Here is a 15,593-nt window from a genome sequence, read left to right as displayed (position 1 = left end):
TCAATGCGATTCACGGCTCACCGCCGACCCCGAAGCGCCGGTCAGGAAATCGAGGTCGGCGCCGGTGTCGGCCTGGGTCACATGGTCCACGTACAGGCGTTCCCAGCCCCGCTTGGGGTTCGCGAATCCGTCCACGGTCGCCTTGTTGGGCGTGCGCATGGCCAGTTCGGTGTCGTCGACCTCGAGGGTGAGGCTGCGCGCGGGAACGTCGAGAGCGATCCAGTCGCCGTCGCGTACCAGGGCCAGTGGACCGTCGGCGGCGGCTTCCGGGGCGACGTGGAGGACGACCGTTCCGTACGCCGTGCCGCTCATCCGGCCGTCGCAGACCCGCACCATGTCGCGTACGCCCTCTTCTAGCAGCTTGCGCGGCAGGGGCATGTTCGACACCTCCGGCATGCCCGGGTAACCCTTGGGGCCGCAGCCGCGCAGAACGAGCACGGAGTCCGCGTCGACGGGCAGGTCCGGGTCGTCGACGCGGGCGTGGAAGTCCTCGATGCTGTCGAACACGACTGCCCGGCCCCGGTGCCGGAGCAGTCCGGGTGAAGCGGCGGCGGGCTTGATGATGGCACCGCTCGGAGCGAGGTTGCCGCGCAGCACGGCGATTCCCGCGTCCGGCTGCAGCGGGGTCTCGCGCGGGCGGATCACTTCCCGGTCCCAGGTCTCCGCGTCGTCGAGGAAGTCGACGAGCGGACGGCCGGTGACGGTGGTCGCCGTCGGGTCGAGCAGGTCGCGGACCTCGCGGAGCACCGCGAGCAGTCCGCCCGCGCGATGGAAGTCGTCCATGAGATACGTGCCCGCCGGCAACAGGTCGACCAGGAGCGGAACCTGGGATCCGATCCGGTCGAAGTCGTCCAGGCTCAGCGGTACGCCGAGGCGGCCGGCGATCGCCAGCAGGTGTACGACGGCGTTGGTGGACCCGCCGGTGGCCGCGAGCGCGACGATCGCGTTGTGGAACGACGCGGCGGTCATGACACTGGCGGGCGTGCGCTGCTCGGAGACGAGCTCGACGGCCAACTGCCCTGTCTCATGGGCCGCTTCGAGCAACCGGCTGTCGGGGGCGGGCGTTCCGGCCAGACCGGGCCGCGTCATGCCCAGCGACTCGGCGACGACGGCCATCGTCGACGCGGTGCCCATCGTGTTGCAGTGCCCACGGCTGCGGATCATGGACGACTCGGAGCGGGTGAAGTCCTGCTGGGACAGCGTCCCCGCGCGGACCTCCTCGCTCAGCCGCCACACATCCGTCCCGCACCCGAGCGGCCGGCCGCGGAAGGTGCCGGTGAGCATCGGGCCGCCGGGTACGACCACGGCGGGCAGACCCACGGACGCGGCGGCCATCAGCAGGGCGGGGATCGTCTTGTCGCAGCCGCCGAGGAGGACGACACCGTCGATCGGGTTGGCGCGGAGCATCTCTTCGGCCGCCATCGCGGCCATGTTCCGCCAGAGCATGGCGGTGGGCCGCATCTGGGTCTCGCCGAGCGAGACCACGGGCAACTCCAGGGGAATGCCGCCGGCTTGGTGCACTCCGTCCCGTACGGACTTCGCGACTTCGCCGAGATGGGCGTTGCAGGGGGCCAGATCTGACGCCGTGTTCGCGATGGCGATGTGCGGCCTGCCGGAGAAGGCGTCCTGGGGAAGGCCGCGTCGCATCCACGCGCGGTGGATGTAGGCGTTGCGGTCCGTCCCCGCGTACCACTGTGCGCTTCGCAGTTCAGGCGGCATCCGTCGTCCTTCCGGCGTGCGCTACTGGACGTCAGGTCGGCGCGGCACACGCTAACTCAGCGGAACGCCCACTGAACAGCGTTGTGCGGCGCGCGGCCACGTCAGGGACGCGGGGCTGTAGCGATGTGCGCATGGCGTTCCAGCAGCAGTCGTGCCGTCGCCGCCATGGCCTCGTCCACCATCTGGCCCTCGAAGGACACCGCACCCCGTCCTTGTGCCTGGGCCTGTTCCACGGCGGCGATCAGCCGGGCGCAGCGGGCCAGTTCGTCGGGGCCGGGGGAGAAGACGTCGTTGATCACGGGGACGTGGGAGGGGTGGACGGCCATCATCCCCTCGTATCCGAGCGAGCGGTTCTGCTCGGCGAAGGCGCGCAGGCCGTCGAGGTCCGCGAGGCGGGTCCACAGTCCCGTGACCGGGTGGGGCGATCCCGCCGCCCGGGCGTCCAGCAGGACGCGGGAGCGGAGGGCGAGGGTTTCCGCTCCTTGAGGGGTCCAGCGATAGCCGACGGCACGTTCGACGTCGCCCCCGGGCGCGGTGAGGGCGCCGACGTAGGCGACCCGCGCGGCGGCCGCGGCGATGTCGTGCGCCTCGCGCAGTCCACGTGCCGTCTCCAGCAGCGGAACCAGCGCCAGCTCCCCCCGTGGCAGGCCCTGTTCGTCCTCGCACCAGGTCAGCAACCGGTCGGCGAGCCGTACGTCCTCGGCGCAGCCCACCTTGGGCAGGACGATCCCCGTCAGTCCGGGGCGGGCGACCGCACGCAGTTCCCCGGCCTCCGTCCAGCTGTCGAGCGGGTTGATCCGGACGAACAGCGCCATGCTCCCCGGCGGATCCACGGCAGCCCGTGCGACGGCCTCGACCACCCCGGCACGGGCGGTGGCCTTGTCCTGCTGCGGCACCGCGTCCTCGAGGTCGAGGATGGCGGCGTCGGCGCCGGCCGCCCGCGCCTTGGGCAGCCATTCCGTCCTGTTCGCCGGGACGAAGAGCAGGGAGCGCAGCGGGGACCGGTGCCGGTCCGGCGCCCTCTCCTCCGGGTTACACGACACCTTGCTTCTCAAGGTCGGTGAGTTCCTTCTCGTCGAGGCCGAGCCATTCGCGGTAGACCAGGCGGTTGTCCTGGCCCAGGGCGGGCCCGGTACGCCAGACCCGCCCCGGGCTCTGGCGGAAGTGCGGGATGACCGCCTGCATACGTACAGGGCCGAGGTCCGGGTCGTCGACGGTGACGATGTCGCCGCGTTCGGCGTAGACGGGGTCGTCGGCGATGTCCGCGGCGCTGAACACCCGGGATGCCACCACCTCGTTGCGGGCGAATTCGGCCAGGCAATCGGCGGTCGAGTGCTCCGCCACCCAGGCGCGCAGACCCTCGTCCAACTCGCCGCGCCGGGCGTGCTGTTGGCGCGTCGTGGCGAACTCCTCGTCGGGCAGCCCGAGCAGACGGGCCACGTTGCGCACCGAGCGCGGAGTCGCGGAGGTCACGGTGATCCACTCGTCGTCACGGGAGCGGTATGTGTTGATCACCGCGGCGGGGGCGACCGCCAGCTGGTTGCCGGCGCGCTCGGGCACCGTTCCCAGCTGGTCGTGCACGATGACCTGCCACTCGACGAGCCGGAACAGCGGCTCGAAGAGGGCGAGGTCGATCCATTCGCCGTCGAACTCGGGGTCGTGGTCCCGGCGGTGGAGGGCGGCGAGCACGGCGTAGGCGCCCATGAGGCCGGTCACGGCGTCCCCGTGGGAGAAGCCGGTGTGCACCGGTGGCCCGTCAGGGAAGCCGGTCAGATGGACGACGCCACTGCGGGCCTCACCCATCTTTCCGAAGCCCGGCGCGTCGGCCTGCGAGGAGGTCGCGCCGAAGCCCGAGATCTGCAGCAGTACGGCCTTGGGGTTGACGCGGTGCACCGCTTCCCAGTCGAGTTCCCAACTGCGCAGGCGTCCGGCGCGCAGGGTGACGATGACGACGTCCGCCCAGGCGACGAGCCGGTGGGCGACGGACCGGCCGGCCTCGTGGTGCAGATCCAGGGTGACGGACCGCTTGTTGCGTCCGGCGACCTTGAACCACAGGGGCACACCGTCCCGTTCGGGTCCCATCGCGCGCGCGGCGTCCCCGGTGCCGGGCGGCTCGACGTGGACGACGTCGGCGCCCTGGTCGGCGAGCATCGAACCGGCCAGCGGTCCGGCCACCACATGGGCGAACTCGACGACCTTCAGGCCGCGTAGCTGTCCCTGCCCGCCGGTGTCCTGCTCCTCATCCGACACCGCTGCACTCCCTCGCCATCCGGGCTCTCCCTTATTCGATTCCGGGGATTTCAGCCTGCCGAAGGGGAGAAATGCCTGTCCAGCAAAGGAAGCCGATCAATCCATGCGGTTTGCGCATGGATCAAGGTTCTTTCGCCCTCGCCGCCCCTACCCGTCCCACCCCTGGGGGCTGCGCCCCCAGTCCCCCTTCCCGGTTGTGTCTCGGCTGCGAGTTGTCTGTGGCTGGTCGCGCAGTTCCCCGCGCCCCTGACGGGGCGCGGTTTACTCCGACCACGCGACCCCGTCCGGCAGGTCGTGCCCCTGGCCCCGCAACTCGTCCAGCGTCTCCAGGAGACGGTGGGCCGCGAGCGGCAGCGTTCGCCGTGCGCGCAGGGCGATGTCCAGGCGCCGGTCGACCACGGGACCGACGAGATCACGGCAGACGACCTGACCCGTACCGGTGAGCGGCAGCACCAGGGCGGGCAGGGCGGAGACGCCCAGGCCCGCTGCCACAAGACCGCCCACCGTGGCGATGCTGCCCGCCTCGGCCGCCGGTTCCGCGTGCGCGTCGACCTGCGCGAAGGCGGCATCGGTGAGCCTGCGGACGCTCGAGTCACGCCCCACGGCGAGGAAGGGCTCACGCGCCAGGTCGTCCCAGGAGACCTCCGTACGCTCGGTGAGCGGATGGTGCGTCGGCAGCACCGCGACGAACCGGTCGTGCACCAGCGGCCGTTGCTCCAGCTGGTCCGACGGCCTGCCGACCGTGGTGATCGCGAAGTCCGCGTCACCGGAGAGGACCCGGTCAAGGACCGACCGCTCCAGGCCGTCGAGGATGCGCACGGCCACCTGCGGACGCCGCGTACGGAACCGGGAGATCACCTGCGGCAGCAGCACGGCGGCGACGGACGGCAGGGTGGCCACCGCGACCGTTCCCGACTCGCCGAGCAGGAAACGCCGTAGCTCCTTCATTCCCGCTCGATGCGAGTTCACGATCTGCTCGGCTATCCGCAGGGCCTCGACGCCCGCGGCGGTCAACTGCACATTGCGCGTGTCGCGTTCGAGCAGTTGCGCGCCGAGCAGCCGCTCCAGATCCGCGACGGCACGGCTGAGCGACGACTGCGATACGTGCATCTCCGCGGCGGCGGCCGTGAAGCTGGCCGCCCGGGCGACGGCCGCGTAGGCCGCCAGTTGGCGCAAGGTGGCATCCATGGCCGGAGGATAGGCGCCCGCGCTCGCATTGATGCGGAGATCGCATGAGTCGATCCCGGTTCGATGCTGGACACCGATCTGTTGCCGCTCGGAAACTCTCCCGCGACAGACCGGTGCTCCAGGCCCTCGCTTCCCGCCGCCAGGAGCCGTCCCCCGAGAAAGCGAGCCGACTCCATGCTGGCAGCCCTGGGCTACACCACGATCGGCCTCTTCTTGTTGCTGACCATGACCAGACGCGTCTCGGTCCTGGTCGCCCTGGTCCTGCTTCCGGTGCTGGCGGCGCTGGTCGGAGGCTTCGGGGACGAGCTGGGCGAGCTCATCCTCGGCGGACTGACCACCGTGGCCCCCACGGGCATCATGATCGCCTTCGCCGTCCTGTACTTCAGCCTCATGGTGGACGCGGGCCTCTTCGACCCGCTGATCCGCGGCATCCTGCGCGTGGTCCGCAACGACCCGCTGCGCATCACCGTCGGCACCGCCGTCCTCACGATGTGCGTGGCACTCGACGGTGACGGCGCCTCGACGTTCCTCATCACCGTCTCCGCGCTGCTGCCCGTCTACAAGCGACTCGGCATGAGCCCGCTGGTGCTGTCCGGGGTCGTCTGCCTGGGTGCCGGAGTCATGAACATGATTCCCTGGGGAGGTCCGACCGTACGGGCCATGGCGGCGCTGAAGCTGGAGAGTTCGGAGGTCTTCACGCCGGTTCTGCCCGCGATGGGCTTCGGCATCGCCTGGGTGCTGGTGGCCTCGTACCTGATCGGCCGTCGGGAGCGTCGCCGCATCGGCATGCTCGACTCGCAGGACCTCGAGCCCATGGAGCGCGTCGACGACGCGGACGGCCGATCAGGTACGAGGAAGGAACCGGACGCGCGGCCTGCCGCGAGTGCGGGAGACGGGCCGGGAACCCTCCGCGTACCCGCGCCCGCCCGGCCCTGGCTGACCGGCTTCAACCTCGTGCTCACCCTCGCCCTGATCGTCGGCCTCATCCTCGAAGTGATGCCGCTCCCTGTGCTGTTCGTGCTCGGATTCGCCATCGCCATGCTGGTCAACCACCCCACCTGGGAGCAGCAGCAGGCACTGCTGGACAAGCACGCCAAGAGCGTCGTCCTGGTCACCACGATGATCTTCGCGGCCGGTGTCCTGACCGGCGTGCTCACCGGCACCAAGATGATCGACGAGATGGCCGAGGCGCTCGTCTCCGTGATCCCCGACTCGCTCGGCGGACATCTGCCCGTCCTGGTCGCCCTCACGTCCATGCCCCTCAGCCTCGTCTTCACCCCGGACGCCTACTACTTCGGCGTACTCCCCGTCCTCGGCCAGACCGCCGACGGTTTCGGTGTCCCTCCGGCCGAGGTCGCCAGGGCCGCCATCCTCGGCCAGATGACGACGGGCTTCCCGCTCAGCCCGCTCACCGCCTCCACGTTCATCCTCGTCGGGATGAGCGGCGTGCAGCTCGGCGAGCACCAGCGGTTCATCTTCCGCTGGGCCTTCGCCACGACCCTGGTCATGACCGCCGGCGCACTCGTCACCGGCGCCTTCTCCCTCTGACTCATCTCCGTCAGCTCCTCCTTCCTCCGATCCTCTGACCCTCCTCCTCTGACGCGGCGCCAAGGAGCGAACGAGCATGCACGCACAGCGAGAGAACCAGCAGCGGCCACCGCTGTCCCGGCGGGCCCTGTGCTCGCTGGGCCTGGCGGTACCCCTGACCGCCGTACTGCCGTCGCAGGCCGGCGCCGTCAGCGGGCCCGAGCTCCCGCCCGACCCCTTCTTCGCCTACGACCGTCCCGCGCGGTACGAGGTCGTACGCGAGGACGTCAAGGTGCCCCTGCGCGACGGCGGCCACCTGGCAGGCCAGTTGTACCGACCGGGAACCTCCGCGGGACAGCCCGCCGTCGGCACGTTCCCCGGCATCGTGTACGAGTACACGGCGTACGCGGACAGCGCCGAGGCCTTTGGCCGAGGCGCCGCGTATTTCGTCCGCCGTGGCTACAACGCCCTTGTCTGCCAGGTCAGAGGGTCAGGCGATTCGCCGGGCACCGTCGACCCGTTCAGCCCCCAGGAGCAGCGCGACAACCACGACGTCATCGAGTGGCTGGCCCGCCATCCCGCCTCCACCGGACGCATCGGCCAGATGGGGGTGAGCTACGGCGGGCACACCGCCCTTCTGGCCGCGGTGAACCGGCCGCCCCATCTCAAGGCCGTCATCCCGGTCAACGGCCTTCATGACTGGTACGAGAACACCATCCACCGAGGCGGCATCTACTCCCCGCGCATCCGCGAATGGCAGCAGACGGTGGCGCCCGACACGCTCCGCACCTACGCCGAGCATCCCCTGTACGACGACTTCTGGCGGGACCGCAGCGTCATGTCCCGCTGGGAGAACCTCACCCTCCCCACGCTGGAGATCAACGGCTGGTACGACCGCTACCGCGACGGCATGGTCAAGAACTACCGGGCCCGCCCGCACAACGTGTGGCTGGTGTCCGGCCCCTGGGAGCACGGCACGCCCGAAGGACAGTACGCGGGGATCGGCAACGGCCCCTACCTGGCCTGGTGGGATCACTGGCTGGCCGGTGACCGGCGTGCGCCGCTGCCGGCCACGCACGTCACCTCCTACGAGGTGCCCGGCCCGGGAGCGGGGCGAGGCTGGCAGCGGTTCGAGCAGTGGCCCCCGCGCGACGCCCGTGCGCTCACCCTCCGGCTCGGCCCTGACGGAACCCTGCGCCCCGGCTCGGCAGCCCCCGGTGTGGCGGCGTTCGACGTGAACACCGGCACCACACCCCCGGCGGAGCACCAACAACTGCGCTTCACCACACCGCCGTTGCGCCACGACCTCGTGCTCGCGGGAGACGCACTGGCCGACATCCGCGCCTCGTTCACCGCCACCGACGGCAACATCGCGGCGGTGCTGTACGACCAGGCCCCCGACGGCACCGGCACACGGATCACGGAAGGCTGGCTCAAGGCGAGCCACCGCGACACCCACACCCGGCTGTCCCCGGTGGAACCAGGCGTCGTTCACCCACTCGGTGTGCACATCTGGCCGGTCCACCACCGGCTGTCCGCCGGCCACCGGCTGATGCTGCGCATCTCCAGCGACGACTACCCGCAGATCGACTCCGACGTGCCCGCAGGCCGGGTCACGGTGAGGACGGGCGCGGCCGGATCCACGCTGCGCCTCACGGTCAGAACGGGCTGAGCCACTGGCACACGCCGAGCGGATGCGGCACCATGGCGGGCCGTACCGCTGAGGACCACAGCGTTGTAGTACCCGATCGCCAACTGTGCGGCCGCACACCGGAATTGAGCCGGTGCGCGGCCGCACCCTCGTGCAGCGGAAGGGAACCCCATGCCCCGGAACCGTCGCCCCCTGCTCGCCACCACCGTCGCGGGCGCGGCGCTGGCCACCGTCTTCGTCGCCCCCTCACCCGCCCTCTCGGCGGAGGTCCCGGGCGTCGGCGCCTACTACGTCCAGAGCGCGACCACGGGACTCAACGCCGCCGACAGTTCAGGAGCGGTCGTCCAGCGCAATCCCAAGGGCAACGAGGACCGCCAGCAGTGGACGCTGCGGCCGAGCGGCACGTCGTACGTGCTGGAGAGCACCGACACGGCGGGCAGTTGTCTGGGCCGCTCCGGGGACCAGGCCAGAACCGTGGCATGCGCGAGCGCCGACGCCGCATGGGAGGTGAGGCCGGGCGGAGCCGACCAGTACGCACTCAAAGTCCCGGGCGCCGAGCGGTACTTGACGGTCGGCGCGAAGCCCGCCGGGGCCAACTACCCCGCCCAGCTGGTACTGGGCTCGGCGGGCAGCCCGGCCGCCTGGTATCTCACCCCGGTGACGTCCCCGACCGCTCCGATGCCGTCGCCGGACCGACGCACGCTGGACCAGGTCACGTTCCTCACCTCCCACAACGCTTATGCGAACGGCGTCGACGGCGGCTTCGCCCCGCCCTTCGTGAATCTCGTGCCGAACCAGACCCGGGGCATCGACCAGCAACTCACCGACGGCGTACGCGGGTTCATGTTGGACATCCACCAGACCTCGGACGGCGCGATCCTGTGCCACAACAGCTGCACACTCGTCAGCAGGCCGGTCGCCCTGTGGGTCGACCTGCAGCGCATGGTGGACTTCCTGAAACAGAACCCGAGTGACGTCATCACCGTGTTCCTGGAGGACTACGTCGATCCGGGCGTCCTGCGCAGTGAACTGGCCCGCGTGAACGGCCTGTCTGACGTCCTCTACCGCCCCGACCGGACCGGGGTACGCACCAACGGCTGGCCGCGGATGGCCGACCTGATCGCCGACAACGACCGCCTGCTCGTCTTCAGCGACCACAGCCGCTCCGCTGACCAGGCCGCCGGGCTCACGCGTGACACCTTCGGCGTGATGTACCAGCAGGAGTGGACCGTCGAGAACTACTGGTCCATGGGGCCGGGCGTCGGCACCTCCGACTGGTCCTGCCACAGCCGCTGGTACGACGCCGGCACGAACATCCCGCTGACCCGCACCGAGCCGCCCTTCCGCCCGCTCTTCGTCATGAACCACTTCCGCGACGCCGCGATCGCGTCCACGGCCACCGCCGACAACACCAAACTCACCGACCGCGCCCAGCGCTTCTGCCAGCCGGCCGCCCGCAAGAAGCCCAACTTCCTTGCGGTGGACCGGTACGACCTCGGCTCGCCGTCGTCGGCGGTGGCCACCTTGAACACGTACACGTACTGAGTCCGAGGGGGTTCTCAGCCCAGCTGTGTGCGCAGGAAGTCGACGGTGCTGCCCCAGGCCAGGGCCGAGGACTCGGGATCGTGGACCTCGGGGCGGCCGTCGTTGAAGAAGGCGTGATCGGCGGGGTAGAGGCGGAAGTCCGGGGTGATGCCGGTCTGCTGCTGGATCGCCGCGCTGAGGGTGTCGAGGCTGTCGACCGGGATGGCGGCGTCACGTTCGCCGTAGTGGCCGAGGATCTGCGCCTTGAGCCCGGAGAAGTCCGGTATCTCACCCTGGATGACGCCGTAGAAGGGGACCGCGGCGCGGACGCGCGGGTCGACGGCGGCCTGGTACAGAACGAAGCCGCCACCCATGCAGAAGCCGACCGAGCCGACGGACTCCGAGGTGACCTCGTCGAGCGCCAGAAGATGGTCGACGGCGCCGGAGAGCAGCTCGACACCGCGGGACACCGGCAGGTCCTTCATCATGCGGAAGGCCTCGGTGCTGTCGTGCGCGACATTCCCGCCGTACAGGTCGGGAGCGAGCGCCACGAAGCCTTCCGCCGCCAGACGGTCGGCGACATCCGCGATGTGGTCGGTCAGACCCCACCACTCCTGGATGACGATCACGCCGGGGCCCTGACCCGACGGGGGAAGTGCCAGATAGCCGTGCGCGGTGGTCCCGCCACTCGGGAAGGTCACGTTCTGATGGGCGGGGGCACCGGTCGACCTGGGCGTCTCGGACATGGCGCGTCACTCCTGTCACTCGATCTTGCCTCCAGCATGCCGGAGGCGCGTGACGCGACAGCAGGCGGCCCATGCCTTGGCGCTCCGCTGGGGGCGGGGTTCGAAGCTGCGGGTTCGTCGTGGCTGGTCGCGCCGTTCCCCGCGCCCCTAAGGGTGCGCGGGGAACGCAGGGGACTTCGGCAAGTCCGCTGTGGCGGGCTCACGTCTCTGAAGGCGTGGCCTCCGCTTCGAGCAGGCCCATCAGCGCCCGCGCCGCCGGACTGGTCGCGTCCGGGGGCGGGAGCATGGCGACCGTCTCGTACGACGTCTCGGCGACGCCCTTCAGGGGGAGCGCGGTGAGGCCGGAGGCCTCACGCTTCTGGCCGAAGTGGCGTGGTACGACGGCGATGCCGAGGCCCTCCTGGACCAGATCCAGCAGGCTGTGCACGTCGTTGACCTCGAGGGCGACCGTGCGCTGCACGCCAGCCGCCGCGAAGACCGAGTCCGTGGTGCGCCGGGGACCCCAGTCGGGGTGGAAGTCGACGAAGTCCTCGCCGCCCAGGTCCTCCGGCGTGACCGCGCCGCCTCCCGCGAGGTGGTGCGCCGGATGGCACAGCACGGTCATCGGCTCACTGCTCAGCGGCAGACAGCGGAGCTGGTCGGTGTCGGCACGCGTCGTCACCGCGAACGCCAGGTCGAGGCGGCCCGCCGCGACCTCCTCGGCCAGCGCGCCGGAGCCCGCCTGCCGCAGACGGATCTCGACGTCGGGGTGGCGCCGCCGGAAGGAAGCGAGAAGCTGGGCCACGCACACTCCCGCTATGCACTGCTCGGTGCCCAGGGAGAGCGTGCCGCGCACCACGCCCTGCACCGCCGCCACGGCGTCCCGGGCCGCGCGGACCTGTGCCAGGATTCGCTCCGCCTCGGTCAGCAGGGCGCGGCCCGCCTCGGTGAGCGTGACGCGGCGGGTGGTGCGGACGAACAGCGGAGCCCGCAGCTCACGCTCCAGGGCGCGGATCGAGGCGGACAGGCCCGACTGCGACACCATCAGCCGTTCCGCGGCACGGGTGAAATGCTGGTCCTCGGCGACGGCGACGAAGTGCTGAAGGTGGCGCAGTTCCATGATTGAGCAGAGTATCCGCTGAATCCCATCCGATTCTTCTGTTGGACCACTGCTCGGTGCCCGCGCGAGAGTGGAGACGCCTTTGCCCGTTTCCCTCTTTCCCGGCACTCTGGAGTACGCGTGTACACCGCACACCCCGACCGCTACACGGACATGCCCTACCGGCGCACCGGACGCAGCGGCCTGAAGCTGCCCGCACTGTCGCTCGGTCTGTGGCACAACTTCGGCCCCGACCGGCCGGTGGACACCCAGCGGCAGATCCTGCGCCGGGCCTTCGACCTGGGCGTCACTCACTTCGACCTCGCCAACAACTACGGGCCGCCGCCCGGCGCCGCGGAGTCGGCCCTCGGCGAGGCGCTGACGGCGGACTTCGCGCCGTACCGCGACGAGCTGGTCATCTCCACGAAGGCCGGATACCTGATGTGGCCCGGCCCGTACGGCGAATGGGGCTCCCGCAAGTACCTGCTGTCCTCGCTCGACCAGAGCCTGACCCGTATGGGCCTGGACTACGTCGACATCTTCTACTCGCACCGCCCCGACCCCGAGACGCCCCTCGAGGAGACGATGGGTGCCCTGCACTCGGCGGTCGTCGCGGGCAAGGCGCTGTACGTCGGCGTCTCCAACTACTCGCCGGAGCAGACGCGCGAAGCCGCCCGTATCCTGGGCGAGTTGGGGACCCCGCTGCTGATCCACCAGCCGCGCTACTCGATGCTCGACCGGCGCCCCGAGGACGGGCTGCTGGACGCGCTCGACGAGCTGGAGGTGGGCTCGATCGCCTACTCGCCGCTGGAGCAGGGCCTGCTCACCGGCCGCTACCTCGACGGGATCCCGGAGGATTCGCGCGCCGCGAGCGACAGCCCCTTCCTGAGCGCCGACACGGTGACCGAAGATCTCGTACAGCAGTTGCGGGGCCTCGACGACATCGCCAAGTCGCGTGGTCAGACCCTGGCCCAGATGGCCCTGGCCTGGGTACTGCGCGGGGGCAGGGTCACCTCCGCCCTCGTCGGCGCGAGCAGCGCCCAGCAGCTTCAGGACAGCGTGACGGCGATCCGCAACCTGGACTTCTCCCCGGACGAGCTGGCCGGGATCGACGCGATCATCAAGCCGTGACGCGTCCGCTCGGTGAACAGTGAGACGTCGGCTCGGCGAACGCCTGGGCGTTCGCCGAGCCGACGTCTCGTCGCGCGGCCTCAGGCCGCCGCGGGCACCCGGTCCAGGAAGCCGAGCACGCTGCGGATGCGGCCCTCGGCGTCGAGCGTGATCACGTCGAAGCCGGCGACGGGTGCGGAGCCGTCCCTCTCGTCGACCAGCTCCCAGCCGAAGCGAGCGATGTCGTGGTGCCCCTCGACCGCGCCGGTGAGCCGGAAGGCGAAACCCGGGAACTGCTCGTGCGCCGCCGTGATCACGGCCGAGATCTCGTCGTGGCCGCTGACATCGGCGAGCGGATCGGTGTAGGTGCCGTCCGAGGCCCAGGCGGCGGCGACCGCCTTCGCCAGCGCGTCCTGCTCGCCCGCGTTCCAGGCCTCGAAGTAACGGGCGACAGCGGTCTCGTAGCGGTCGTTGTTCGCGGGCATGGTCGATCAGCCTCCATGGACGTCGTAAGCACTGGTCAGAGGCCGGATCCCGGAGTGTGTGACCCCCGTCGGGATCCGGTACCGCAACCATGCCGGGCCGCGTCAGGGGCGTCGATTACCCCACGGGTAATGCACCCGGGACCCCGCGGGTAATGCACCGGGCGATCCCGATGCCGACGGTTGAGACCGGGATTCGCAGCTTTCGGCCATTTCGGGCCGTGAATATGCCAAGAGACTGGCTGGAATGGCATGGTGACAGAGGGTCAGGTGTGACGATACTGAAACTCTGAGTACTCGAACCGTGCACGACCGGCACGTCGCAAGGAACCAGCACGTCGCAAGGAAAGAGAGGCCGGACCGGCGGCAGGCCGGGCAACGGGGGAGACATCGTGCACGACGAGTTCCTTTGCCATGTCACGGCGTACGGGATATGCGGCGGGCGCCGGGTCGGCGTACCCCTGGGGACATATCGAGCACCCACGCTGGCACTGGCGATGTGGTGGTTACGGGACCGGGCCTCATGGATCGCCGAGCGGCTCGACCCGGATCCCGAGGCCCCGTACTTCCCGCCGAACTCGGTCGCACCCGTCGCGGACACCGCGCGGGACGTACCCGGCGAGCTGCGCGCGTGGTGCGGTGACATGGCCCACCAGGAGTTGGTCGCCGAGGAGTTGGCCGCCGGGCGACTCGTCCGGATCGCCACGAGCGACGACACCACCGAGTACGAATTGCTGGCTGAGTCGGTCGACGCGCTGCGAATGCAGCGAACGATTCCCCTGCTGTCCGTTCCGGCTGCCTGATTCCGGCCCGCTACCGGCTGAATTATGAGCCGTTCAGCATAATGACAGCTCTCCTTTTCGGTGCACTGAGTAAGCGCTCTCAATTGTTCGTCAGAATTCCGTAATGGTTACCCGGAGTATCACTCGACAGAAAGTGTCAAGGCGGGATAAAGGGTGTCCTAGGGGTGTGTTTCGGACAGCTTGAAAATCTTCGTTGAAGATTTGAGCGTGCGGCGGTTTCTTTCCGTATCCGGAGGAGTGACCAGGAATCCCGTAACCGTCACCGTGGCGTATCGCGTGGTGCCGGGCTGTGAGGACGCCTTCCATCGCTGGGGGTGGTCCGCGCTGCGCGCGAGTGCGCAGGAGCCGGGTTTTCTCGGGGGTGGCGTGCTCGTCGACGGAGAGGCTGAGTGGCATGTGGTCTACCGCTTTGACAGCGAGGGCTCGGCCCGGTCCTGGGAGAACTCGTTCACCTGGGCACAGTGGGCGGACCAGGTGGAGGGGCTCGCACGGGAGACCGGGCGCCGGAGCGTGCAGGGCTCCAGGGAATGGTTCGAAGCCCAGGCTGCCACGCCGGCCGCACCGCGCCCGCCCCCGAAATGGAAGCTGTGGTTAGTGAATATGAGCGCGGTCTTTCCACCGGTGCTCTTATTCAATCTGCTCATCCTTCCCTATCTCGGCGGTCTCAACTCCCTGATCCGCACCCTGCTGCTGTGCCTGTCCGTGACGGCCATCGTCACCTGGATTCTCATGCCACGGCTTCAGCGTTTCTTCAAGAAATGGCTGTACCCGCCGATTCAGACGATGCTCCGCGGGCGGCACAAACGTCGGGCCGCATAGGCCCGGGAACGACAAAGGAGGTGGGCGGGTGAAGACCCTGCTCATCGACAATTACGACTCGTACACGTACAACCTGTTCCAGCTGATCGCCGAGGTCAACGGCGAGGAGCCGGTCGTGGTCCTCAACGACACCGATGACACCTCGGCCGACGGAATTCCGGATCTGCGGGAATTCGACAACGTGGTGGTGTCGCCGGGGCCCGGCCACCCCGCCGAACCGCGTGACTTCGGCATCGCCACCAGAGTGCTCGCCGAGGCCGCGATTCCCGTACTGGGCGTCTGCCTCGGCCACCAGGGCATCGCGGTGGGGGAGCGCGGACTGGTCGAGCCCGCACCTGAGCCGCGGCACGGGTACCTCTCCCCGATCCGGCACGACGGCCGGGACCTGTTCCAGGGGCTGCCGCAGCAGTTCATCGCGGTCCGCTACCACTCGCTGTCCGTGCGCGAGCCGCTGCCCGAGACCCTGGAGGCGACCGCCTGGGCCGAGGATGGCGTCCTGATGGGGCTGCGGCACCGCACCCGGCCCCTGTGGGGCGTGCAGTTCCACCCCGAGTCCGTGCTCACCGACTACGGCCACCGCATGCTGGTCAACTTCCGGAACCTCACGGCGGAGCTGAACCGCAGGCCGCGTACGAAGAACACCGCGGTCACCCCGGCCGCGGCGGCGATCCCCCGCCCCCGGCGGGCCCCGCGTCC

Annotated in this window: 14 protein-coding genes; 7 read left to right on the top strand and 7 right to left on the bottom strand. The window is 69.9% G+C overall.

Features of this window, described 5'->3' with window-relative positions; genetic code table 11:
* From G5C60_RS02045 to G5C60_RS02030, 4 genes are all read right to left on the bottom strand, one after another.
* Nucleotides 1–1,719: an IlvD/Edd family dehydratase gene (locus G5C60_RS02045; protein WP_165254411.1), complete on the bottom strand. Its 1,719-nt coding sequence runs from the start codon at nucleotides 1,717–1,719 to the stop codon at nucleotides 1–3.
* A gap of 101 nt (nucleotides 1,720–1,820) precedes the next feature.
* The gene (locus G5C60_RS02040; protein ID WP_206439003.1) at nucleotides 1,821–2,774 is read right to left on the bottom strand and encodes an HpcH/HpaI aldolase/citrate lyase family protein; all 954 of its coding nucleotides are present in this window, start codon (nucleotides 2,772–2,774) and stop codon (nucleotides 1,821–1,823) included.
* Nucleotides 2,752–3,969: a CoA transferase gene (locus tag G5C60_RS02035; RefSeq protein ID WP_165254410.1), complete on the bottom strand. Its 1,218-nt coding sequence runs from the start codon at nucleotides 3,967–3,969 to the stop codon at nucleotides 2,752–2,754. The genes G5C60_RS02040 and G5C60_RS02035 overlap by 23 nt, the downstream gene beginning before the upstream one ends.
* 261 nt (nucleotides 3,970–4,230) lie before the next feature.
* Nucleotides 4,231–5,157 (bottom strand): LysR family transcriptional regulator, encoded by a 927-nt coding sequence (locus tag G5C60_RS02030; protein WP_165254409.1) that lies wholly within the window; start codon nucleotides 5,155–5,157, stop codon nucleotides 4,231–4,233.
* Between the two features lie 174 nt (nucleotides 5,158–5,331).
* Between G5C60_RS02030 and G5C60_RS02025 the strand changes: the two genes are divergently transcribed.
* From G5C60_RS02025 to G5C60_RS02015, 3 genes are all read left to right on the top strand, one after another.
* A complete protein-coding gene (locus G5C60_RS02025) occupies nucleotides 5,332–6,705 on the top strand; it encodes a CitMHS family transporter (RefSeq protein ID WP_206439002.1) in 1,374 nt (457 codons plus the stop codon).
* A 76-nt stretch (nucleotides 6,706–6,781) separates the two neighbouring features.
* A complete protein-coding gene (locus G5C60_RS02020; protein ID WP_165254407.1) occupies nucleotides 6,782–8,356 on the top strand; it encodes a CocE/NonD family hydrolase in 1,575 nt (524 codons plus the stop codon).
* Between the two features lie 150 nt (nucleotides 8,357–8,506).
* Complete coding sequence (locus G5C60_RS02015; protein ID WP_165254406.1) at nucleotides 8,507–9,880, top strand: phosphoinositide-specific phospholipase C-related protein; 1,374 nt, start codon at nucleotides 8,507–8,509, stop codon at nucleotides 9,878–9,880.
* 14 nt (nucleotides 9,881–9,894) lie between these two features.
* Here G5C60_RS02015 and G5C60_RS02010 read toward each other — a convergent pair whose 3' ends face one another.
* Nucleotides 9,895–10,605 carry a dienelactone hydrolase family protein gene (locus tag G5C60_RS02010; protein ID WP_165254405.1) on the bottom strand — a complete coding sequence of 237 codons (711 nt, stop codon included), beginning with the start codon at nucleotides 10,603–10,605 and terminating at the stop codon, nucleotides 9,895–9,897.
* A gap of 199 nt (nucleotides 10,606–10,804) precedes the next feature.
* Nucleotides 10,805–11,704 (bottom strand): LysR family transcriptional regulator, encoded by a 900-nt coding sequence (locus G5C60_RS02005; protein WP_165254404.1) that lies wholly within the window; start codon nucleotides 11,702–11,704, stop codon nucleotides 10,805–10,807.
* A gap of 120 nt (nucleotides 11,705–11,824) precedes the next feature.
* On the opposite strand from G5C60_RS02005, the gene mgrA reads away from it, so the two are divergent.
* Nucleotides 11,825–12,814: an L-glyceraldehyde 3-phosphate reductase gene (gene mgrA, locus G5C60_RS02000; protein ID WP_165254403.1), complete on the top strand. Its 990-nt coding sequence runs from the start codon at nucleotides 11,825–11,827 to the stop codon at nucleotides 12,812–12,814.
* 80 nt (nucleotides 12,815–12,894) lie between these two features.
* On the opposite strand, the gene G5C60_RS01995 is transcribed toward mgrA, so the two are convergent.
* Nucleotides 12,895–13,278: a nuclear transport factor 2 family protein gene (locus G5C60_RS01995; RefSeq protein ID WP_165254402.1), complete on the bottom strand. Its 384-nt coding sequence runs from the start codon at nucleotides 13,276–13,278 to the stop codon at nucleotides 12,895–12,897.
* Nucleotides 13,279–13,667: 389 nt separating this feature from the next.
* On the opposite strand from G5C60_RS01995, the gene G5C60_RS01990 reads away from it, so the two are divergent.
* From G5C60_RS01990 to G5C60_RS01980, 3 genes are all read left to right on the top strand, one after another.
* Complete coding sequence (locus G5C60_RS01990) at nucleotides 13,668–14,078, top strand: hypothetical protein (RefSeq protein WP_165254401.1); 411 nt, start codon at nucleotides 13,668–13,670, stop codon at nucleotides 14,076–14,078.
* A 186-nt stretch (nucleotides 14,079–14,264) separates the two neighbouring features.
* The gene (locus G5C60_RS01985; protein WP_420907333.1) at nucleotides 14,265–14,897 is read left to right on the top strand and encodes an antibiotic biosynthesis monooxygenase; all 633 of its coding nucleotides are present in this window, start codon (nucleotides 14,265–14,267) and stop codon (nucleotides 14,895–14,897) included.
* 28 nt (nucleotides 14,898–14,925) lie between these two features.
* Nucleotides 14,926–15,593, top strand: a 668-nt coding sequence (locus G5C60_RS01980) for a glutamine amidotransferase-related protein (RefSeq protein WP_165254400.1), incomplete at its 3' end; no start/stop codon positions are given.

This window comes from Streptomyces scabichelini, assembly GCF_011045015.1.
Taxonomy (GTDB): Bacteria; Actinomycetota; Actinomycetes; order Streptomycetales; family Streptomycetaceae; genus Streptomyces; species Streptomyces scabichelini.
This window is presented reverse-complemented; position numbering and strand designations above follow the sequence as displayed.

Excerpts from the sequence above, each read along its gene's own strand:
- G5C60_RS02045 (WP_165254411.1), bottom strand. The coding sequence starts at position 1,719 with ATGCCGCCTGAACTGCGAAGCGCACAGTGGTACGCGGGGACGGACCGC.
- G5C60_RS02030 (WP_165254409.1), bottom strand. The coding sequence starts at position 5,157 with ATGGATGCCACCTTGCGCCAACTGGCGGCCTACGCGGCCGTCGCCCGG.
- G5C60_RS02025 (WP_206439002.1), top strand. The coding sequence starts at position 5,332 with ATGCTGGCAGCCCTGGGCTACACCACGATCGGCCTCTTCTTGTTGCTG.
- G5C60_RS02020 (WP_165254407.1), top strand. The coding sequence starts at position 6,782 with ATGCACGCACAGCGAGAGAACCAGCAGCGGCCACCGCTGTCCCGGCGG.
- G5C60_RS02015 (WP_165254406.1), top strand. The coding sequence starts at position 8,507 with ATGCCCCGGAACCGTCGCCCCCTGCTCGCCACCACCGTCGCGGGCGCG.
- G5C60_RS02010 (WP_165254405.1), bottom strand. The coding sequence starts at position 10,605 with ATGTCCGAGACGCCCAGGTCGACCGGTGCCCCCGCCCATCAGAACGTG.
- G5C60_RS02005 (WP_165254404.1), bottom strand. The coding sequence starts at position 11,704 with ATGGAACTGCGCCACCTTCAGCACTTCGTCGCCGTCGCCGAGGACCAG.
- G5C60_RS01995 (WP_165254402.1), bottom strand. The coding sequence starts at position 13,278 with ATGCCCGCGAACAACGACCGCTACGAGACCGCTGTCGCCCGTTACTTC.